Below are 20,575 nucleotides of genomic sequence, written 5' to 3' on the forward strand. Positions count from 1 at the left end.
ATTTGAGCGATGCACTTCTCATGGCGACTTTTTAATATTTTTTCAACGGAGACTCTATGACGATTTCAATGTACCAAGCCAGCGTGCCACGTTTGATCAATGGCTTGACCAATTTGTCGCACCTTTTGGGCAAAGCGCAGGCTCATGCGGAAGCCAAAAAAATTGACCCTGTGGTGTTTGCCACGATGCGTCTTTACCCTGACATGTTTCCGCTCAGCCGACAAGTTCAAATTGCCTGCGATGTGAGCAAAGGTTTGGTTGCACGATTGGCCGGTGTGGAGATTCCGGCACACGAAGACACCGAAAAAGATTTGAAGGATTTGCAAGCGCGAATTGCCAAAACCATTGCCTTTTTAGAAACCTTCAAGCCCGAGCAGATCGACGGTACCGAAGACAAAGACATCATCGTGAAGCGCGGCGACAAAGAGACGCACTACAAGGGCATGCAGTTTTTGTTGGGCCACGGTTTACCCAATTTGTACTTCCACACCACCACCACTTACAGCATGCTGCGCGCCAGTGGCGTGGAAATTGGCAAGGCCGATTACCTCGGCAAAATTTAAGCCTTCAATCGTCCAAGCCCGACATGCCAATGCGGTGTGCCAGGGGCTTGGGCCCCGAAATGCGGTACATCACTTGGCCTGGCCACGACAGATAGCCATCCAAACGGCGCGAGAACACAATGCCGTCGGTGGCGCTCTTGTAAGTGGTTCGGCCTTTGGGGCCGTGAGGGTTGGCGGGGTCGATCACATCGCAAATGGGTTGACCCTTTTTAACTTTGGCGCCCGGTTTGACATGGAACACCAAGAAGCCTGTGCCGGAGCTGTAGCCCACATCCATACCGCTGATGGGGGCTGGCGCTGATTTCATCTTTTTGAGGGGGGCTGCTTTGCCGCCCACCACCCCTTGGCGAATCAACCAGCGGTACAAATTGCTTGCATCGGATTTGCCAAGGGCATCGCTGACATCGTGTTGGCTGCGCATTTCTAAAGTGACCGACATACAGGCTTGCGGAATGGCCGCATCAGGGAACTTGTCTTGCAAGCGTGCCCACAAGGCGCTGTTGACACCCGAAAAGGTGAGGGTGCTAGGGTAGGGGTCGTTGTACATGGTGGCCTCAACGCCCAAGTCGGCTGCCAAGGCTTGCACGGCACCTTGATTGTCCAAGGGGCCGTGGCGGTCTTTGACCCAGTCATTGCGCGCCGTGAACAAGTGCAATGCCGCATAAATGTCGCAGTGCAAATCGAGCACGTAGTCGGCATCTGTGCTGAGTTTTTGCATTTCTACCCGCAGGGTTTGCAATTCGTTGGCAGGCTTCATGGCGTTGAGGGTTTCCAGCGCGGCCTTGCGAATCATTTTGACGTTGGCATGGGGATCACTGCCAATTTTTTTCCAAACTTTTTCGGCCACACCTTCAGAGACATCAATCCAATTGCGATTGAAGTTTTCGTTGCTGAGGTGGTTATAACGGCCGGCATGAGAATTGCCTACCAACTGTGACTGTCCAATCGGATTCACGGTTGGCACCAAAATGATTTCACCTTTGATCAAGCCCTTTTTGTCGGCTTCGGCCAGCATGGGCATCAAATGGTGAAGTGCCATGGTGCCAGGCATCTCATTGGCATGAATGGCGGCTTGCATGTACACCTTGGGACGTGCACCAGATTTGCCAAAGCTGAGCACAGAAACAGTGCGGTGCGTACCGGGCGTCATGCTGGGCAGTTGAACTGATCGTTTTTTGATGGCCATGTCAATCCTTTGTTGGAAAGAAATTAGTTTATGTCGATTCCGTCTAAAGCAAAACCCTAATGTTGAATTTATAGATTAGAGTTAGTGTCCGATTTGTTATCAAACATCTCATTTTTTATTTCAGGAGAGCAAGATGAACGAGAGCGAAATTCGCGGTCTAATCGACCAGGTCCGAGACAATTCAGTGACCCGCAAGCAATTCATCCGCCACATGGTGGGTGTCGGTTTGACCGTGCCAATGGCCGCTCAAATGCTCTTGACCTCTGGCTTGGCACAAGCTCAAACAGCCTCGACTTACAAACCTACCAAGCGTGGCGGAGGCGGTCCTTTGAAGTTGCTGTGGTGGCAAGGTGCCACTTTGCTGCAACCTCACTTTGCCAGCGGTACCAAAGACCAAGAAGGCTCGCGTATTTTTTACGAACCACTGGGCGCTTGGGATCACGATGGCAACATGGTGCCAATTTTGGCTGCCGAGGTTCCTTCAGCCGCCAACGGTGGTGTTTCAAAAGATGGCAAAACCATTACATGGAAGCTTAAAAAGAATGTGTTGTGGCACGATGGCAAACCCTTCACAGCAGATGACGTGGTGTTTACGGCAGCCTATGCAGCAGATGTTGCCACTTCAGCATACACACGGGGCTCTTATGCTGACGTCAAAGTCACTAAAGTTGACTCCCATACGGTTAAAGTTGAATATACCAAGGCATCGCCTTTCTGGGCCGATCCTTTTGTCAGCGCTGCTGGCATGATCATTCCCAAGCACATCTTTGAATCTTATAAAGGTAGCGCTTCGCGTGATGCGCCTGCCAACTTGAAGCCCGTTGGCACTGGTCCTTACAAATTCACCGACTTCAAACCCGGTGACATGCTGCGTGGTGTGATCAACAACGATTACCATGAACCCAACCGTCCTTATTTCGACAGCATTGAGATGAAGGGTGGTGGTGACGCCGTTTCTGCAGCGCGCGCTGTGCTGCAAACCGGTGAATACGACTACGCTTGGAACTTGCAAGTCGAAGACGAGTTGTTATTGCGCCTTGAACAAGGTGGCAAAGGCAGAACCACCATCACGCCAGGTGGCAACATCGAATTCATCCAACTGAACATGGCCGATCCTTGGACGGAAATTGAGGGTGAGCGCGCTCACGCCAAGTCCAAGCACCCCATCTTGTCCGAATTTGCCGTGCGCCAAGCCATCAGCTTGGTGGTCGACCGTGCGGGTGTCCAAAAGTACATTTACGGTCGAACAGGAATTGCCACCTCCAACTTCTTGAACAACCCTCAACGCTTTGTGTCTAAAAACACCAAGTTTGAATACAACGTTGAAAAAGCAGCTCAGGTGTTGGAAGACGCAGGCTGGAAAAAGGGCCCTGATGGTATTCGTGAAAAAGGTGGCAAGAAGTTGAAGTTGGTGTTCTCCACCTCCATCAACGGTCCTCGCCAAAAGACACAGCAAATCATCAAGCAAGCTGCGCAAAAAGCCGGTATTGATTTTGAATTGAAATCGGTGCCTGCATCGGTTTACTTCTCATCTGATCCTGCCAACCCAGACACTTACACCAAGTTCTTTGCAGACGTGCAGATGTTCACGACCACCATGCCTCAGCCTGATCCTGAAATTTTCATGAATCAGTACTTGACTTCGCAGTTCGCAACCAAAGCCAACAAGTGGTTGGGCAGAAACTCAACCCGCTACAACAATCCCGAATACGACAAAACGTATTTGGCAGCCCAATCAGAAATGGACCCTGTCAAGCGTGCAGACATGTTTGTGAAGATGAACGACATGCCTGTCAATGACATCGCTATCATTCCGCTGGTCTATCGTCCCCGAACAGCGGGTCTCGTTAGAAACTTGGTAGCTCCTTTGTCCGGTTGGGACAATGACTTGTGGCTGTTGAAAGACTGGTACAAATCTTAATCAAAGCCCTATGTTTCGTTACATCCTGCGGCGGTTGATGATCGCCGTGCCCAGCTTGCTGGGCATCAGTTTGGTGCTGTTCACGGTCTTGGCCATGGCGCCGGGTGACCCGTTTGCGGAGTTGGTCTCCAACCCCAATATCCCACCCGAAGTGGCCGAGGCCTTGCGAGAAAAGTTTGGCTTGAACGACCCGCTCCTGGTTCGCTACTGGAACTGGCTCACCGCCATGGTCCAAGGCGACTGGGGCTACTCGTTCATCAGTCGCATCAACGTTGAAACCCTCATCATGCAGCGCATCCCAGTTACCTTGTTGGTGATTGGATCGTCGCAGATTTTGGCTTTGTGCATTGCGATTCCTGTCGGCGTCTACGCCGCCACACGCCCATACTCGCTGTTTGATCAAGTTGCCAGCACGTTGGCCTTCATTGGCTTTTCGCTTCCAACGTTCTTTACTGGTATTTTGCTAATCTTGTTCTTCAGCATTCACCTGGACTGGCTTCCATTTGTTTATCGTGCAGACATACCTGATACGGGAGTCAACTTTTTTTGGGAGCACTTCAAGCAAATGATCATGCCCGTCACAGTGCTGGGCTTGTTCCAAGCTGGCGCCTGGACTCGCTACGTTCGTTCGGCTGTGCTGGACGTGATTCGTTTGGATTACGTCACCACTGCGCGCTCCAAAGGTTTGGCTGAAAAAGTGGTGATTACCAAACACGTGCTGCGCAATGCGCTCATTCCAGTTGTCACTTTGGTGGCCCTTCAGATGCCCGCCATTTTTGGCGGTGCCATTGTCACAGAGCAAATTTTCCGAATTCCTGGCATTGGTTCACTCATCATCAGTTCGATGCTGGCCAACGATACACCCGTTGTGATGGCTGTAACCTTTGTTTTCTCCACGTTGGTGATTGCGTGTAATCTTTTGGCAGATATTTTGTATGGCTGGCTCGACCCTCGCATCTCCTTCAACTGATGCCAAGGCCTCTGGGCCCAAAGCAGTAGTTCACTCACCAGGCAAAGAAGCTTGGCGTCGTTTTAAACGTCACAAATTGGCTGTGCTGTGCACGGTGGTGCTCAGCATCATCGTGCTAGCTGTTTTGTTGGGACCTTGGGTATGGCAAGTGCCTATCAACGCCATTGACTTTGATGCGCGAATGCAGGGCCCTTCTTGGAATCATCCATTGGGCACCGATGATTTAGGCCAAGACCTCTTGGCGCGAATGCTTTATGGTGGCCGAATCTCTTTGGCCGTTGGCTTGGCGGCCATGCTGATTGCCATCACTTTTGGGGTGGTCATTGGCGCGGTGGCTGGTATGTCTAAAGGACCCGTCGATGTATTCCTCATGTGGGTTACCGATTTGTTTTTGTCATTGCCTCAATTGCCTTTGTTGTTGTTGATCTTTTACCTCTTCAACGACACCCTCAAAAAATTGATTGGCCCTGAAGCCGGTGTTTTCATCTTGGTGGTCGCCGTGATTGGCGGTTTGCGTTGGATGCCTGTGGCGCGTTTGGTTCGTGCGCAGTTTCTCACTTTGCGTGAAAAAGAATTTGTGGAGGCAGCTCGTGCCTTGGGTGCCAGCAAGTGGCGTCAAGTGACCGTGCACATTTTGCCCAACGCCATGGGGCCGGTCATTGTGGCGGCCACCATTGACGTGGCTGCGGCCATCATTGCCGAATCCACCTTGTCTTTTTTAGGTTTGGGTTTTCCCCCCGACATTCCCACATGGGGACGCATCTTGTTTGATGCCAAAGATCACATGGACGTTGCCGTTCATTGGGCTTTATTTCCTGGCGCGCTGATTTTCATCACTGTGCTTACCATCAATTACATAGGCGACGGTTTGCGCGATGCCTATGATCCACGCCGTGTGCTGTAAAGAGGTTTCTGAATGTCCAACCCCTTGTTGAGAATTCAAGACCTGAAGGTGCACTTTGACACCGATGATGGTGTCTTGCATGCGGTCGATGGTGTGAACTTTCACATTGACCGCAGCGAAACTTTGGGTGTGGTGGGTGAGTCGGGCTGCGGCAAAAGTGTCACAGCCATGACCATCATGAAGTTGTTGGCCATGCCGCCTGGCCGCATTGCCAATGGCCAAATTTGGTTTGAAGGGCAGGACTTGGTTCAAGTGGATGCGCAAGCCATGCGCAGTTTGCGTGCCAAAGAAATCGCCATGATCTTCCAAGAGCCCATGACCTCACTCAACCCCGTGTTGAGTGTGGGTGAGCAAATTGCCGAATCCTTGCGTTTGCACGAAGGACTGACGCCCAAGCAAGCCCTGGCTCAAGCCACTGAAATGCTGCGCTTGGTCAACATTCCCAAGCCCGAACAGCGTGTCAATGACTATCCGCACCAGTTTTCGGGTGGCATGCGACAACGCGTCATGATTGCCATGGCCTTGGCCTGCAAGCCTAAACTGCTCATTGCGGATGAGCCGACCACTGCATTGGACGTGACCATTCAAGCGCAAATTCTCGATTTGCTGAACGATCTCAAATCGCAGATGGGCATGTCCATCATGCTGATTACCCATGCCATGGGCGTGGTGGCCGAAACGGCACAACGCGTGGTGGTGATGTATGCGGGCAGGGTGGTTGAAGAGGCTACCGTTGAGCACTTGTTTGCGTCCCCTGCGCATCCTTATACCCAAGGTTTGATTCGGTCTATTCCGCGCATCGATTTTGACAGTGCGCAGAAGCAAAGGTTAGAAGCCATTCCTGGCGCTGTTCCCAAATTGATCAACCCGCCAAAAGGTTGTCGTTTTGCACCGCGCTGCCAGCATGCCAGCGATCGATGCATCCAAGAAATGCCGGAGTTGCGAGAGATTGCAACGGGGCACAAAGTGGCTTGCCACTTCTCACTCTAAATCCCATGTCAGATCAAACGACCCTGTCTACCCCTTCAACGCCTTTGCTGGAAGTCAAAGGTTTGACCAAACACTTTCCAATCAAAGGTGGCATTTTTGGGCGCGAGGTGGATCGCGTTCACGCAGTCGATGGTGTGAGCTTTCACATCGATGCCGGCGAAACTTTGGGCATGGTGGGCGAGTCGGGTTGCGGCAAGTCCACCACCGGCCGATGCATTTTGCGCTTGATCGAACCCAGCTCGGGTGAGGTCAAGTTCAATGGTCAAAACGTCAGCACCATGGGCAGCGATGCACTGCGCGAGATTCGCCGTGACATGCAAATTATTTTTCAAGACCCCTTTGCGTCTTTGAATCCGCGCATGACCGTTGAAGCCATCATTGGCGAGGCCTTGACCATTCACAAACTCACCCATTCGCCTGAAGAATATCGGGCGCGCATTGTGTCTTTGCTTGAAACAGTTGGCTTGAATGCCGACCACATGAAGCGTTTTCCACATGAATTTTCGGGTGGTCAGCGTCAACGCATTGGCATTGCCCGTGCATTGGCCGTATCGCCCAAGCTGATTGTGTGCGATGAGCCTGTTTCAGCTTTGGACGTTTCCATTCAAGCACAAGTGATCAACTTGTTGGAAGACTTGCAAGCCAAGATGGGCTTGACATATTTGTTCATTGCGCACGATCTGTCTGTCGTGGAGCACATCAGCAACCGTGTTGCTGTGATGTACTTGGGCCGCATTGTTGAGATTGCCACCTCACGAGAGCTGTACACCCAACCGAAGCACCCCTATACCGAAGCTTTGTTGTCGGCTGTGCCGATACCGGATCCAACGGCCAAGAAGAAGCGCATCGTGTTGACGGGCGATGTCCCCAATCCCGTCAATCGGCCTACAGGCTGCCACTTCCACCCCCGTTGCCCTAAGGCCACCGAGCGTTGCAAAGTTGAAGAACCTCAATTGAAAACGGTTGGCTTCATGCATCAAGCCGCTTGTCATTTGAACGATTGATCTGCGAGCCCTTTTTCAAGGGCTTTGCTATTTTTGGCTGTCACCTGGAGACTTATCGATGTTGAATTGGATTGATCAGCGTGTACCTGTTCGGTATTTGGCTTTTTTTGCAGTGGTGGCCCTTTGGGTTTTGTCTGCGCTTCAATTGGTGGTGGGGCAGGCCAGTTTGGCTTGGGTGCTGTTGCTCACTGTTTTGGTCGGCGTGGGCATTCATGACTTGCAGCAAACTCGCCATGCCATCTTGCGCAACTATCCCATCATTGGGCACTTTCGTTTTTTGCTGGAATTCATTCGACCTGAGCTGCGCCAATACTTCATTGAAGGCGATGGTGAGGCCGTCCCATTTTCTCGATCACAGCGTTCTTTGGTTTATGCAAGGGCCAAAGGTGAATCCGATAAGCGGCCGTTTGGCACGCAAATGAATGTCAGAGAAGCAGGCTATGAATGGCTCACCCATTCCATCAGTCCCTCGGTCATTGCTTCGCACGATTTCAGAGTGCATGTGGGCGGTGCCCAATGCACCCAACCCTATGACATCAGCTTGTTCAATGTGTCTGCCATGAGTTTTGGCGCACTCAGTGCCAATGCCATCATGGCACTGAATTTGGGTGCCAAGAAGGGCGGCTTTGCACACGACACCGGTGAAGGCTCTATTTCGCGTTACCACCAGGAGCATGGCGGTGATTTGATTTGGGAGATTGGCTCCGGTTACTTCGGTTGCCGCAACGACGACGGCACTTTCAATGCTGATCGCTTCAAAGCGAATGTGCAATCTCCGCAAGTCAAAATGGTTGAGATCAAGCTGAGTCAGGGCGCCAAGCCAGGCCACGGGGGTGTTTTGCCTGGCCCCAAAGTGACGCCGGAAATTGCAGAGGCGAGGGGTGTGCCTGTGGGTGTGGACTGTGTCTCGCCGGCAGGTCACAGCAGTTTTGAAACGCCATTGGGATTGCTGCAGTTCGTACAAAGACTGCGCGAACTCAGTGATGGCAAACCCGTCGGATTCAAGCTGTGCATTGGTCATCCATGGGAGTGGTTTGGTATTGCCAAAGCCATGCAGCAATCTGGCATCTACCCCGACTTCATTGTGGTGGATGGTGCTGAGGGCGGTACGGGCGCGGCACCCGTGGAGTTCACAGACCACATGGGCATGCCCATGATTGAAGGCCTGCGTTTGGTTCACAACACCTTGGTGGGATTGAATTTGCGTCAGCACATTCGCTTGGGGGCCAGCGGCAAGATCATCAGTGGCTTTGACGTCATTCGAACTTTGGCCATGGGTGCAGATTGGTGCAACAGCGCCCGCGGATTCATGTTTGCTTTGGGCTGCATTCAAGCCCAAACATGCCACACCGGCAATTGCCCTACAGGGGTGACCACCCAAGATCCTCATCGCCAAGTGGCCTTGGTGGTGCCCAGTAAAGCCGATCGCGTGAGAAATTTTCACCTTCAAACGCTCGAGTCTGTTCGTGAGATGTTGCAAGCCACGGGTCTGTCAGGGCCTTCTGAGCTGCAATTGCGTCACATCATGCGCAGAATCAGTGAGCACGAAATCCAGAATTTGGCTGACCTCATGCCCAGTGTGTCTGAAGGTGCCTTGAACCAAGGCGTCCTGCCAGAGGGCTTGTTTGCCCAATATTGGCAACTGGCCAGCGCAGAGCACTTTCATCTAAGCGCATCTGCCAAGGCCTGAGCGGCCCACGGACCCTGTCGCACCGATGTGAGGGCGCTGTGCGCAGGGCCTGGTGCGCCATGCTTGTGCCGGCCACTCACACAGCGATAGACAGCTTCAGATAAACTGGCCAGCTCATTTCCCTTCTGTTGAGAGCCAATTTATGTCATTGCTGAACCTGTCGATTGCAACCACCGATTACGATCATTTTCGCGACATCCGCATGGGTTTTGTCAAACCCGAAGGCATTGATTTGAATTGGTTGAATTTGGGTCACCATGAGTGCTTTGCACGTTTCACCGCCAATCGTGAATTTGATATTTCAGAATTGTCTTTCGCCAAATTCACGACGCAAGTGACACGCCCCGACAGCGACATCATTGGTTTGCCCATCGTGTGCTCACGCTTGTTTCGCTTCAGCTCTTTCTATGTGAACAAAAAATCAGGCATCAAGTCGGTCAAAGACTTGATTGGCAAAAAAGTCGGTTCGCCTGAATGGGCGCATTCCGCAGCGGTCTACATGCGCGGCTGGTTGCACAACGACATGGGCGTGAAATTGCAAGACGTCAAGTGGTATCAAGCAGGCGCCAATGCGCCAGGTCGTGAAGAAAAGGTCGAGATCACATTGCCTGAGGGTGTTGAGTTAACCCGCGTTGCCGACAAATCCCTCAGCGAAATGTTGGCCTCTGGCGAAATTGATTGCGCCATCATTGCGCGACCCCCCACATGCTTCTTGGAAGGCCATCCCGATGTGGTTCGTCTCTTCCCTGACTTCTTGGACATGGAAGACGAGTACTTTGCCAAAACCAAAGTCTGGCCCATCATGCACATCATTGCCATGAAGAAAAGTGTGGTGGAAGAAAATCCATGGGTGCCACGCAATCTGTTCAATGCCTTTTTGGAATCCAAACGCCGCAGCATTGAACGTCTGATGGACCCCGCGGTCTCCCGTTATCCCTTACCTTGGTTGGCCACCTATGCGCGCAAAATGCGCGACAAGTTTGAAGGTGACACCTTTCCTTATGGCATTGAAGAAAATCGTCCGACATGGGAGTTGATGGCCAAGTACACCTTCCAGCAAGGCATTGCCCATCGAGAATTCACACCCGAGGAAATTTTCCCCCAGGGCATGATGACCAAAGTGGTGATCTAAGGGCAAGCCATTCGTTTGCGGGTTGATATTTAGAAAAGCACAGTACCATGACTGACACACTTGAATTGAAACAGCAACTGGTGGATTGCATCCGCATGCTGGAGTCGCAAGACATCATTGATTACAACGGCCATGCCAGCATTCGCTTGCCCAACAACCAGATGTTGATCAACATCGGTTCGTGCCAGAGAAGTCAATTGACGGTGGACGACATCTGCACCATTGACATGGAAGGTCAGGTGGTCGAGGGCCATGGCAAGCCGCCCTTGGAATTCCATTTGCATGCCGGTATTTACCGCGCACGGCCCGACCTCAAAGCGGTTGTTCATGCCCATCCCAAGTGGTCTACTTACCTCACCATGGCCGGGCAAACTTATTTGCCTGTATATGGCCAAGGCGCTTTGGTCTATCCAGTGCCATTGCTGGATTCACCCAATTCCATCAACAACAAGCCAATGGCCGATCGCTTGGCAGCCACCTTGGGCGACCGACCTGCCGCCTTGATGAAGTCACACGGTGCGGTCACAGTGGGTCAAAGCATTCGCGAGGCATTTGTGCTGGCCAGTTACATGGAAGAAAATGCACACCGTCAATACATGGCCATGCAATTGGGAACCCCGTATTCATTCAGCGAGCACGAAATTCAAATGTGCCGCGAAAAACTGTGGAACGAAGCTTTGTTCCAGCGTTGCTGGGACCACTTCAAAGCCAAATTGGGCTGAACACCGCCCCTGAAGTTTGACTTAGGTCAGACTTTGCTCAAGTAATTTTCGAAGCTCAGGGGTCACTTTGGGCTCAATCCCAAACCACGCTTTCCAGCCTAAAGGGCCTTGATGCAGCAGCATGCCAAGGCCATTCAAGGTGCGATTGCCACGCATTCTGGCTTGTGCCAAAAAGGGTGTTTCAAGCGGTGTGTAGACAATGTCTGTGACCAAGGCATCCACGGGTAATGTGTCGAGTTGAATGTCCAGTGGCGTTTGTCCCACCATGCCTTGGCTGGTGGTATTGACCACCATGCTGGCACCGGCCATCAGGTCAGCACGGTCTTTCCAAGCATGCGCTTGAATGACACCCCCCAGCTCTGACTGGACGATTTGCGCACGTTCTAAGTGCCGGTTGACCAAGCGAATTTCGGTAGCACCTTCTTGAATCAAACCTTGGCAAACAGCCCGAGAGCCCCCGCCAGCGCCGATCACCACGATGGGGCCTCTGCTGGCTTTCCAGTCCGGTTGAAATTCTTTGACATTGCGTATGAAGCCTGCTGCATCGTTGTTGCTGCCGATCAAACGGCCATCTTCTTTGACTGCCACGCAGCTGATGGCGCCCATTTTGAGCGCAACAGGATCAATCTCATCCACGATTTTCAGGGCTTGCTGTTTGTGTGGAATGGTCAAGTTGCAGCCAGAAAATCCGAGGCCATGCAGGCTGCGCAATGCACGTTCTAAATGTTCGGGCTGGATGGCCAAAGGCACATAGACGCCTTTTAGTTTTTCTTGGGCAAACCAGTGGTTGTGCATCAAGGGAGAACGAGAGTGCATCACGGGCCAGCCCATGACACCGGCCATCAGGAAACGATCTTGGAGGTTCATGGAGGTGTACTATATATTTATTTCTTGTGAGATTTTCGACAAGCGTTGAACCTGCAAAAGGACACTTTGCCATGCTGTACAAATTCAAATCCAAAGTCACGGGTGACCTCATCATGCTCGAACCCGATGCCAAGCGCTTGCTCAAAATCATGGGACGTGAGGACCAGGTCAAAGGCATATTCCTGTCAACTCAAATCCAAGCGGCCATCGATTCTCTACAGCAAGCCATTGCCTTGGAGGAGTCTGAAGGACTGCAAGACCCCAAGCTGGTGTCCTTGCGTCAACGCAGTCAACCGATGCTGAAAATGCTCAAGATGTGTCAGGACAAATCAGCTGACGTGGTTTGGGGCGTTTAAGGTAGCGCCTGGCCTTTACTTGCTGAAGACGGGTCCAGTGAGTTTGAAGCCCGCTTGAATGTTGCGTTTGGCAAACCAGCCTTGGTTCATTTCCAAGACAAAACGAACGGGCTTGTGCGAGCAATGTGAGCTGTCGTTCATGGGCTTCATGTCGGCCAAGTTGATGATGGTGCCGTCGTCTGCGACAAATGCTGCTGTCAAGGGTAGGTAAGTGTTGCGCATCCAAAAACATTGAACGGCGGGCTGCTCAAAAATGAACAGCATGCCTTCGTTTTGAGGCATCTCCTTGCGCCACATTAAGCCGATTTGGCGCTGTTCAAAATCTTGTGCCAGTTGCACTTGGAGGAGGTGCATGCCTGCATTCAGCGTGGTTCTGGGCAATTGTGTTTGGGGTACGCCTTCGGCATGCGCCTTGGATGGCACCAGGGCGGCCGCGATCAAACTGCTGAATGCGAATGTGCAGATGGCCAGCTTTGACCGAATGTGTTGCAGGATGTTCATTGCTGCTAGGTAGGAAGGGTTGCGGTAGGTGTGTGACGTACTCGATGGACGATGGATTGTGACTGATTTATCGATAGAATGAAATAACGGAGACCAGTTCCATGTACCGACACATTCAGATTCCCGCAGAGGGCGCCGCCATCACCGTCAACGCAGACAATTCGTTGAATGTTCCGGCCAACCCCATCATCCCTTTCATCGAGGGAGACGGCACAGGTGTCGACATCACGCCGGTCATGATCCAAGTGGTCAATGCGGCAGTTCAAAAGGCCTACAAGGGGCAGCGAAACATTCATTGGATGGAAGTCTTTGCCGGTGACAAAGCGGTTGCGCTTTATGGCCCCGATGTATACCTGCCAGAAGAAACACTGACTGCGCTCAAAGACTATGTGGTGTCTATCAAAGGCCCCCTCAGTTCGCCGTCCCGTGGTGGCATCCGCTCACTCAATGTGGCGCTTCGCCAAGAACTGGATTTGTACGTTTGCTTACGTCCTTTGCGATATTTCAAAGGTGTGCCTTCACCTGTGCGTGAACCTGAAAAGACAAACATCACGCTCTTTCGAGAAAATTCAGAAGACATTTATGCCGGTATTGAATATGCGGCCAACAGCCCAGAAGCCACAAAACTCATTGCCTTCCTGACGCAAGAATTGGGTGCCCACAGCATTCGCTTTCCAAGTTCGTCGGGTATCGGCATCAAGCCAGTTTCCAGTGAAGGTTCCAAGCGCTTGGTTCGAAAGGCCATTCAATACGCCATCGACCATGACAAACCCAGCGTCACGGTGGTTCACAAAGGCAGCATCATGAAATACACCGAAGGTGCGTTTCGAGATTGGGCCTATGAATTGGCCCAAGAAGAGTTTGGTGCCCAGTTGATTGACGATGGCCCTTGGTGCGCCATCAAGCACCCTCAAACAGGCAAAACCATCACGATCAAAGACATTGCGATGGATGCCTTCTTGCAACAGATTTTGATGCGTCCTCAAGAGTTCTCGGTGGTGGCTACGCTCAATTTGAATGGCGATTACATTTCGGATGCGGTGTCTGCTCAAGTGGGCGGCATTGGCATTGCCCCAGGCGCCAACATGTCCGACAGCGTCGCTTGTTTTGAAGCAACGGTGGACGCACTCTCCAAATTTGCAGGCAAAGACTACGTCAATCCGGGTTCTGAAATATTGTCTGCCGAAATGATGCTGCGCTACATGGGCTGGACGGAGGCCGCAGACATCATCATTCGTGCCATGGAAGAGGCCATTCAAAGCAAACGCGTGCCTCACGATTTTGCACGCCTCATGGAAGGGGCCTCGCAAGTCAGTTGTTCAGGCTTTGGTCAAGTGATCATCGACCACATGTGAGCAAATTCAAGATGCAATGTGCGGCCTGACATGTACGAGGAAAATCAAAGCGAAATTCCAGAGTCGTTCATGAAGCTCTACGTCAAGCCGCATCAGCACAAGCCCAGTTTGCCGCGCGCTGAATTGACACGGCGCTATGAGCTTTGTGAAGACCTGGCCAATATGCTGGTTGACACAGTCAGTACGCAGCAATTTCAATTGGGCATTACAGAAGACGACGCGCTAGAAAAATGTTGGCGAGGATTGCAGACGCAACCAGACTTGGTGAATGGTGCCGAGTCCTTTTGGGTGGTCTGCCGATTGGCCGAGTTGTTGGGCTGGCCATTGCCCGAGTCAACCTGGGCTTAAGGCGTCATCACCCATTCGCGGCCGCTGTGCGCTGATGCAATGGCCGCTTCGCAAATTCTCAAGTTTTCGTAACCCCATTGGCCGTCGTGCCATCCGGGACCTGTGCCTCGCCAAACTTCTTCAATTTCTTCCAAGACCAAGTCGCGTGGACTTTGGTGATGCGGTAATTTGAGTTCGCGTTCGCCGTCTGCAGTTGCGATCAAAATTCCCGCTGGCGTTTGGCGCATATCTCCCAATGCGCAACTGACCACGGTCAAGCCAAAATGGGGTTGCAATGGCGCCGAACCTGGAATGGCTGTTTTGGCGCGTTCTTGTTTGGATGCCAATTCTTGTTCAGCCGTGGATTGCTGCAAAGGCCGCCTTTTCCAGGGGCGCTGCTCTGCGGTTTGTAAAAATCCCCACTCAGAAACGTTTTGCGTCCAATCCATGCTGGAGAGTCCTGCGTAGCCGTTGTAGATGGCCGTGGCTGCCGCACCGTTTTCAAAATCTAAATAGATGGCGTGTGCGCCAGGCGTGTTTCGGTTTGGGTCTGTGTTGAAGACTTTGGCTTTGACGGTTTGAACTTTGGGGCCGCACAGCGCACGCAAGATGTCTATTTGATGGGCACCTTGCCGAAAGGTGACACCCCCACCCAACGCGGGGTCGAGTTCTTCGGGTCTGCGGGGTCGATAGACCCAATCGGTAAAACACCAGGTGTTGACCATTTGAACTGCTCCCATTTCACCACTCTGAATGATGCGTCGCATGGCCTGAATGGGGGCATCAAAGCTGTGTGAATGACCCACTGTGATTGATTTGCCAAACTGTTGGGCGGCAGACACCATGCGCAAGGCCTCTGCTGAATTGCTGCACATGGGCTTTTCAACCAACACATGCCAGCCATTGGCAAGGGCTTGAATGCATTGCTCGGCATGACTCGGTGTGGGTGTGGCAATGTACACACCATCTAGATGCTCAATCTGCTTTAAGTCTTCAAGTTGACTGAAAACGGGCACGCCCATGGCCTTCGCACTGCTTTGAACTTGTGCATTGTTTTCAACAATGGCAACCAAGCTAAATTGTGGGTTGTTTTGCAGAGCGGGAACAAAGGCCTGCGCAGCAGCCCCAAATCCAACGATGGCAATTTGCAAGGGGCGCTGAGCTTCAGGATGGGCCATGGCGGGCTTTATTTGGAGCGCTTGATCACCGTGTCTTCAAACATCTTGAACCACTTGGCTTGCTGGTCTAGGGCCATGGCGGGATCAATGAAGTTCAGAGGCACTTTAGGAAATGGCAGCTCAAACTTTTTACTGGTCGGCACAAACTTCAAGTCATGCAACTGCTTTTGACCCTCGGTCAACATGTAGTCATAAAAGAGCAAAGCTGTATAAGGGTTGGGTGCTTTTTTCAGCATGGCAATGGTGCTGGGCTGTGCCATCAAGGGTTGCAGCGCCAAGCCTTCAACCGGTGCCCCTTTGACTTTAAGTTGCTCAGGGTTCCAGCTGTAGACAGTCAGGGCCAAGGGGACTTCGCCAGAGGACACCATCATGGTGAGCAAGGAATGGCCTTTTCGATTGGAGATGCCGTTGGTGTTGGCGATGTTGGCAAACAGCTTTTGGCCTTCTTCTTCGCCCATTTTGCCCATCAAGGCGCCAAACCATGCGTGGTTGTTGCCTTCAATGCCCAGTTGGCCTTTCCATTTGGGATCGAGCAAATCTTTGTAGGATTTGGGTAAATCTTCTTTTTTGATTTTTTCGGTGTTGTAGGCCGCTGTCCAAATGTCCACGGTGATGCCAACCCATTGCTTGTGCGCAGGAACGGCCTGTGGCAACAAATCGTTGTGATAGGGCGACTTCACTTCTTGCAGCAACTTTTCGCGAAAGGCGGCTTCGTTTTCTGGTGCATTGTTTTGAACGATGTCGACATCGAATTTGTTGCCTCGGTTTTCACTGGTCACACGTTGCAGCACAGCCTCTGATCCTGCTCGCCAAGACTTCACCTTGATGTTGTACTTCTTGCCAAACTCATTCATGATGTTGGTCAAAGCAGGGTAGACGTGATAGACCGACAGTCCAGATTCTTTCTTCGCACCTTCAATCAATTTGGCTTGCCTGTCAGGTCCTTGGTAGACAGCCAATTCGGCAATCGACATTGGCTTGGATGCATCAACAACTTGCGCTGAGGCCTGTCCCATCAGCGCCAACATCAAAGTGGCCATCACCGAAAATTTTACATAGCGCATGTTGTCTCCTTGTTGTAGGTTCAGCGGCCTAATTGGCGAAGTGCTCGTCTTCTTAAGTATTCAAAATTGATGACATATTGCTCTGGCCTTGTAATGTCATGGTGCAATTTGCTCACTTGCTCTGGGGTGAACTTTTCACCGATGCCACCTGCGGCCATGGTGGCCAATTGAATTTGGCAGGCGTTGTCTAGCATGATGGACAAAATGGTGGCTTCCTCAACATTGGCCCCCACAATGGCGGCCCCATGGTTGCGCAACAAGACCGCCTTGTGCTGGCCCAAGGCGCTGGCGACAGCGGCACCGAGGTCTTGGCTGCGAACCAAATCAATGGCTCGGCTGAAATAAGGCAGGCCGTCTGCAAAAGCCACCGCAGGTTGGCTGATGGGCTCCAGCGCCTGACCTGTAGCAGACAAAGCCACAGCATAGGTGGGATGGGTGTGAATGACGCTATTGACGTCCGGACGCGCTTTGTAAATTTCCGAATGGATGAACACTTCGCTGTGTCTTCTACCGCCACCATCAATTTTCACGCCATCCATGTTGCACACCACGATGTTCTCCAGTGTGATTTCATCGAAACCATAACTGTGAGGCTTCATGATGAAGAGGGAGGGGTCTTCGGGTGAACGAATGGACACATGGCCACGCGTCAAATCACCTTGACCTGCATTTTCCAAAATGTGACCAGCGTCAATCAGGCGCTGCTTGAGTTCGTTCAAGTTCATGGTGTTGTCGCTTTGTGAAGGTGGGGTTCGAACAGTTGAGACAGGTCGTTGGCAATGGGTGAGTATTTGGCGTGTGTGCGCATCATGAAGCTGGTAAAGCCGTCACTGTTGTGGTGCTTTTTCTTTTCATTCGGCAAATCGATGCATTGATTGCGGCTGCTGTCACGAACCAAACCCATGGGGTCAATGCCGGCTTGCACTTTCTCCATTTCACGTTTGAGCATGCGACGGTACATCACAACGCCTTTGTCAGTTGCACCCAGGTTTTCTAGCGTTCGATCGGCGATGGGGCCTTGGCTAATCCAAGCCATCATGTCTTGACCATCGACGTTGTCAACGATGTATTCACCTTGTGCATCCATGAAGGGAACTTCGTAGGTGTGCACTTTTTCCAAAAGGTGCTTTGGCACTTCCACACCCTTCGGTGGTACATAAGCATTGAACCAAAGGTGCATGGTGTGGGTGTCATCCACTGGGACGCGCATTTGGAATGAGTAATAGCGCGATTTTTCATCGCCATTGCCAACGGCCAGCATGTTGGGAAACACAATGGGATGGCCTACTTTCCAGTCGTCACCGTCTTCAGAGTGGCCTTCTAACAAGCGGTGCTTGGTCATGCCATATTCAAATTCTTTGAAGTCGATTTTGAGGTGGCGTGCGCTGATCGCCACCTTCACGCCTTCTTGCTCTTTCAAGAATTCATAGTGATGACCATGCAACCACTCGGTGTGAACTGGGTCTAGCGAGTTCTCCATAATTTGCAACCAATTGATCGGCAAAATGGTGCGACCCATGATGCGAATGGTGCCTTCTGCCACAAAGCCATCCCAGCGGGGCAGCAAAGGTTGTGGCTGGGGACCCATGTAGGCCCAAAGCATGCCGCCCATTTCTTCAACGGGGTAAGCGTCGGTGCTGACTTTGTCTCTGAATCCGCATTTGTCTTGCTCGTTAGGCTGGTTGATGCATTTGCCTTGCGCGTTGTATTCCCAGCCATGGTAGGGGCAACGAATGCCGTCTTGGGTGGGAATGCCGTGGGCAAATGAAGCGCGTCGGTGCGGGCATTGCTCGGCAATCAAGCCCAAGCGGCCCTGCCGGTCCTTGAACAAGACCAGATCTTCGCCCAGCAGCCTGATTCGTCGGGTCCACTTGTTCTCAAGATCAACCAATGCGCCAATGGGCTGCCAGTATCGGCGCATCAAATTGCCCATGGGCGTGCCTTTGCCAACTTCGGTCAGTAGCTTGTTTTGCTTCGCGCTTTCCATGTCTCACCTCTACCTGTTATTTTTGGGTGGTCTTCTTTTGAGCCACTGATTTTGCGCTGGTTTGAGCCAAAGTTTTAGATGGCGCCTTCGCTGCTGTTTTCGTTGGCGTTTTAGCTTTAGCCTGAACCTTCGTCTTTGATTTCTCGGGCAAAGCTTTGCGACCTTCATTGGCCATGACGTGCTTGATTTCAGTGTTCATGGGCACGTCATTGCGACGCATTTTGGCAATTTCTTCGCCTGTGATGAAGTAGTCGCCTTTGACCGCACGCTGTGCCATTTGTTCGTTGCGTTCGCTCCAGTCGCCTAAAGAATAACCAAACCAAGGGGATTCTGGTTTCAATTTGGGCAGGCCCAATTCTTCCCAAATGGCTTTGGCGTTCTCCATGAATTCTTTCTTGGGCAATGCAATGGGTGGGAAGTCATCTTTGAGTGTGGCATCGATCAACAAAGAAGAGTCCATGCCGCCATTGCGCGGACTGCGAGGTCCGTGGCCTGGATCTCGGTTTTGCAGCACCTGCAAGTCGAGTGCGAAATTGGCACGGTAGCTCATGGCCCACAGCAGTGCATCTGCATTGTCTGGGTCAATGTCCTCGTTGACGGCGATGACCATTTTGCCGCCAGAGCGCAGCAAGGATGCCGCGCCATACAGGGCACGCCATACTTCTGTTTGTGGCATTTTTCGGTCGACCACAATGGAGATCACTTTGCGCAAATTGGTCAGTGGCTCATGCATGACCACTTTTTTGACGCCTTTGATGCCCATTGCTTTGCTCAAGTGATTGAGGAAAACAGGCTCGAGGGCCACGCGCTTGATCAAACTTGATTCGGAAGGTGTCACTTGCGAAATGATGGACGTCAAAATCGCGTTTTTGCGGCGTGTGATGGCCGTGACTTCCATGTAGGCGTTGAACTCTTGCAAGTTCACGTGGCCATGTGACTCACCAAAGGGCGCCTCGGGTTCAAGCCACTCTGTGTTGATGTAGCCTTCAATCACAATTTCTGCTTCTGCCGGGACCAACAAGTCAACGGTTTTGCATTTGACAACATTGATTGGCGCGCCAGCCAAACCGCCTGCAACATGCAACTCGTCTGTGTCTTCCGACAGTTTTTGCGCAGAGGTGAAGGCCACGCAGGGAGGGCAACCCAAAATGATGGCCGCTGGTAATTTCTGACCTTTGGCTTTGGCTTTTTCCCAATGGGTGTAAATGCCAGGTTGATTTTCCAAAGAGGGGTTCATGCCTAAGCGCGTAGGCGACTTCACTTGACCCCGGTAGATGCCCATGTTCTGGATGCCAGTTTCGGGATCTTTGGTGATGTACTGCGAGAGGGTGGTGTAGGGCGCATTGTCCCAACCCGGTGTGGAAATGGGGATGGGCAAACTGTCGACGCCTTTGCCTGGCTTTAAGAGTTCTTTGCCCTGAACCACAATTTCCTGGCAAGGGGCTTCTTTCATGACATGGGGTTTGATGGGGTTGGCAATGGCGTGGCTCCAAGTCTTGCCAATGTCTTCAATCTTGCAGCCCATGCCCACGCTGTAAATCTTGCGAGTAGCGGCCAAGGCGCCCACCACCACGGGAATGTCGTATTTCTTGCCTTTGCCGTTGACCACGTTGGTGAACAAAAAAGCTTTGCGATCAGGTTCGGCAATGCCACCGCGAAACTGCCAGCGAACCAAGGGGTGCAATTCGGTGTCTTTGTTGATCGGGCGATCGATGGTGACCAACAAACCCTGTTTATCGAGATCGGCCAAATGCTCGTGCAAATCACGGTAGCCACGTTGGGGTGTTATCGTGCTCGACGTCTTTGCCGCTTTGGCTGTTTTAGACGCAGGTTGGGTACTTTTTTTCATAGGTCAATT

The 20,575-nt window shown here is 51.9% G+C and carries 20 protein-coding genes; 12 read left to right on the top strand and 8 right to left on the bottom strand.

Translation table 11 applies throughout. The features are described from left to right. Positions 1-56: 56 nt before the first annotated feature. Positions 57-563 carry a DUF1993 domain-containing protein gene (locus tag L103DPR2_RS08385; RefSeq protein WP_055360673.1) on the top strand — a complete coding sequence of 169 codons (507 nt, stop codon included), beginning with the start codon at positions 57-59 and terminating at the stop codon, positions 561-563. A gap of 4 nt (positions 564-567) precedes the next feature. Here L103DPR2_RS08385 and L103DPR2_RS08390 read toward each other — a convergent pair whose 3' ends face one another. Further along, positions 568-1,749, bottom strand: a complete 1,182-nt coding sequence (locus L103DPR2_RS08390; RefSeq protein ID WP_055360674.1) for a succinylglutamate desuccinylase/aspartoacylase family protein — start codon at positions 1,747-1,749, stop codon at positions 568-570. A gap of 133 nt (positions 1,750-1,882) precedes the next feature. Here L103DPR2_RS08390 and L103DPR2_RS08395 point away from each other — a divergent pair, with 133 nt between their 5' ends. The 8 genes from L103DPR2_RS08395 to L103DPR2_RS08430 all read left to right on the top strand — a co-directional run bounded on the left by L103DPR2_RS08395 (position 1,883) and on the right by L103DPR2_RS08430 (position 11,082). Then, positions 1,883-3,670 carry a peptide ABC transporter substrate-binding protein gene (locus tag L103DPR2_RS08395; RefSeq protein WP_055360675.1) on the top strand — a complete coding sequence of 596 codons (1,788 nt, stop codon included), beginning with the start codon at positions 1,883-1,885 and terminating at the stop codon, positions 3,668-3,670. A gap of 10 nt (positions 3,671-3,680) precedes the next feature. Beyond that, positions 3,681-4,640 (top strand): ABC transporter permease, encoded by a 960-nt coding sequence (locus L103DPR2_RS08400; RefSeq protein ID WP_055360676.1) that lies wholly within the window; start codon positions 3,681-3,683, stop codon positions 4,638-4,640. Then, the gene (locus tag L103DPR2_RS08405; RefSeq protein WP_055360677.1) at positions 4,606-5,544 is read left to right on the top strand and encodes an ABC transporter permease; all 939 of its coding nucleotides are present in this window, start codon (positions 4,606-4,608) and stop codon (positions 5,542-5,544) included. Before L103DPR2_RS08400 ends, L103DPR2_RS08405 begins: the two co-directional genes overlap by 35 nt. A 12-nt stretch (positions 5,545-5,556) precedes the next feature. Further along, complete coding sequence (locus L103DPR2_RS08410) at positions 5,557-6,534, top strand: ABC transporter ATP-binding protein (RefSeq protein ID WP_055360678.1); 978 nt, start codon at positions 5,557-5,559, stop codon at positions 6,532-6,534. 5 nt (positions 6,535-6,539) lie between these two features. Beyond that, complete coding sequence (locus L103DPR2_RS08415; RefSeq protein ID WP_055360679.1) at positions 6,540-7,538, top strand: ABC transporter ATP-binding protein; 999 nt, start codon at positions 6,540-6,542, stop codon at positions 7,536-7,538. A 58-nt stretch (positions 7,539-7,596) separates the two neighbouring features. Continuing rightward, positions 7,597-9,228, top strand: a complete 1,632-nt coding sequence (locus tag L103DPR2_RS08420) for an FMN-binding glutamate synthase family protein (protein ID WP_055360680.1) — start codon at positions 7,597-7,599, stop codon at positions 9,226-9,228. Positions 9,229-9,370: 142 nt separating this feature from the next. Beyond that, positions 9,371-10,360, top strand: coding sequence for an ABC transporter substrate-binding protein (locus tag L103DPR2_RS08425; protein ID WP_055360681.1), 990 nt, complete (start codon positions 9,371-9,373; stop codon positions 10,358-10,360). 47 nt (positions 10,361-10,407) lie between these two features. Beyond that, entirely contained in the window at positions 10,408-11,082 is a 675-nt protein-coding gene (locus tag L103DPR2_RS08430; RefSeq protein WP_055360682.1) for a class II aldolase/adducin family protein, read from the top strand. 21 nt (positions 11,083-11,103) lie between these two features. Here L103DPR2_RS08430 and L103DPR2_RS08435 read toward each other — a convergent pair whose 3' ends face one another. After that, a complete protein-coding gene (locus L103DPR2_RS08435; protein WP_055360683.1) occupies positions 11,104-11,949 on the bottom strand; it encodes a shikimate dehydrogenase in 846 nt (281 codons plus the stop codon). Positions 11,950-12,020: 71 nt separating this feature from the next. On the opposite strand from L103DPR2_RS08435, the gene L103DPR2_RS08440 reads away from it, so the two are divergent. Then, entirely contained in the window at positions 12,021-12,305 is a 285-nt protein-coding gene (locus tag L103DPR2_RS08440; RefSeq protein ID WP_055360684.1) for a DUF1840 domain-containing protein, read from the top strand. Positions 12,306-12,320: 15 nt separating this feature from the next. On the opposite strand, the gene L103DPR2_RS08445 is transcribed toward L103DPR2_RS08440, so the two are convergent. Continuing rightward, the gene (locus tag L103DPR2_RS08445) at positions 12,321-12,806 is read right to left on the bottom strand and encodes a DUF192 domain-containing protein (protein ID WP_055360685.1); all 486 of its coding nucleotides are present in this window, start codon (positions 12,804-12,806) and stop codon (positions 12,321-12,323) included. 101 nt (positions 12,807-12,907) lie between these two features. Between L103DPR2_RS08445 and icd the strand changes: the two genes are divergently transcribed. Both icd and L103DPR2_RS08455 read left to right on the top strand, forming a co-directional pair. Beyond that, entirely contained in the window at positions 12,908-14,161 is a 1,254-nt protein-coding gene (icd, locus tag L103DPR2_RS08450) for an NADP-dependent isocitrate dehydrogenase (protein WP_055360686.1), read from the top strand. 30 nt (positions 14,162-14,191) lie between these two features. After that, a complete protein-coding gene (locus L103DPR2_RS08455) occupies positions 14,192-14,509 on the top strand; it encodes a hypothetical protein (RefSeq protein ID WP_055360687.1) in 318 nt (105 codons plus the stop codon). Here the strand turns inward: L103DPR2_RS08455 and L103DPR2_RS08460 are convergent. From L103DPR2_RS08460 to L103DPR2_RS08480, 5 genes are read right to left on the bottom strand one after another with little or no spacing between them, the layout of a single operon-like run. Beyond that, positions 14,506-15,666, bottom strand: a complete 1,161-nt coding sequence (locus tag L103DPR2_RS08460) for a Gfo/Idh/MocA family protein (RefSeq protein WP_055360688.1) — start codon at positions 15,664-15,666, stop codon at positions 14,506-14,508. The genes L103DPR2_RS08455 and L103DPR2_RS08460 overlap by 4 nt on opposite strands. A gap of 8 nt (positions 15,667-15,674) precedes the next feature. Next, positions 15,675-16,730: an ABC transporter substrate-binding protein gene (locus L103DPR2_RS08465; RefSeq protein ID WP_231717610.1), complete on the bottom strand. Its 1,056-nt coding sequence runs from the start codon at positions 16,728-16,730 to the stop codon at positions 15,675-15,677. 20 nt (positions 16,731-16,750) lie between these two features. Next, positions 16,751-17,455 (bottom strand): class II aldolase/adducin family protein, encoded by a 705-nt coding sequence (locus L103DPR2_RS08470; RefSeq protein ID WP_055360690.1) that lies wholly within the window; start codon positions 17,453-17,455, stop codon positions 16,751-16,753. Further along, entirely contained in the window at positions 17,452-18,717 is a 1,266-nt protein-coding gene (locus L103DPR2_RS08475; RefSeq protein ID WP_055360691.1) for an aromatic ring-hydroxylating dioxygenase subunit alpha, read from the bottom strand. The genes L103DPR2_RS08470 and L103DPR2_RS08475 overlap by 4 nt, the downstream gene beginning before the upstream one ends. 16 nt (positions 18,718-18,733) lie before the next feature. Continuing rightward, positions 18,734-20,566, bottom strand: a complete 1,833-nt coding sequence (locus tag L103DPR2_RS08480; protein WP_055360692.1) for a UbiD family decarboxylase — start codon at positions 20,564-20,566, stop codon at positions 18,734-18,736. Between the last annotated feature and the right edge of the window lie 9 nt (positions 20,567-20,575).

It is taken from the genome of Limnohabitans sp. 103DPR2, from assembly GCF_001412575.1.
Classification (GTDB): domain Bacteria; phylum Pseudomonadota; class Gammaproteobacteria; order Burkholderiales; family Burkholderiaceae_C; genus Limnohabitans_A.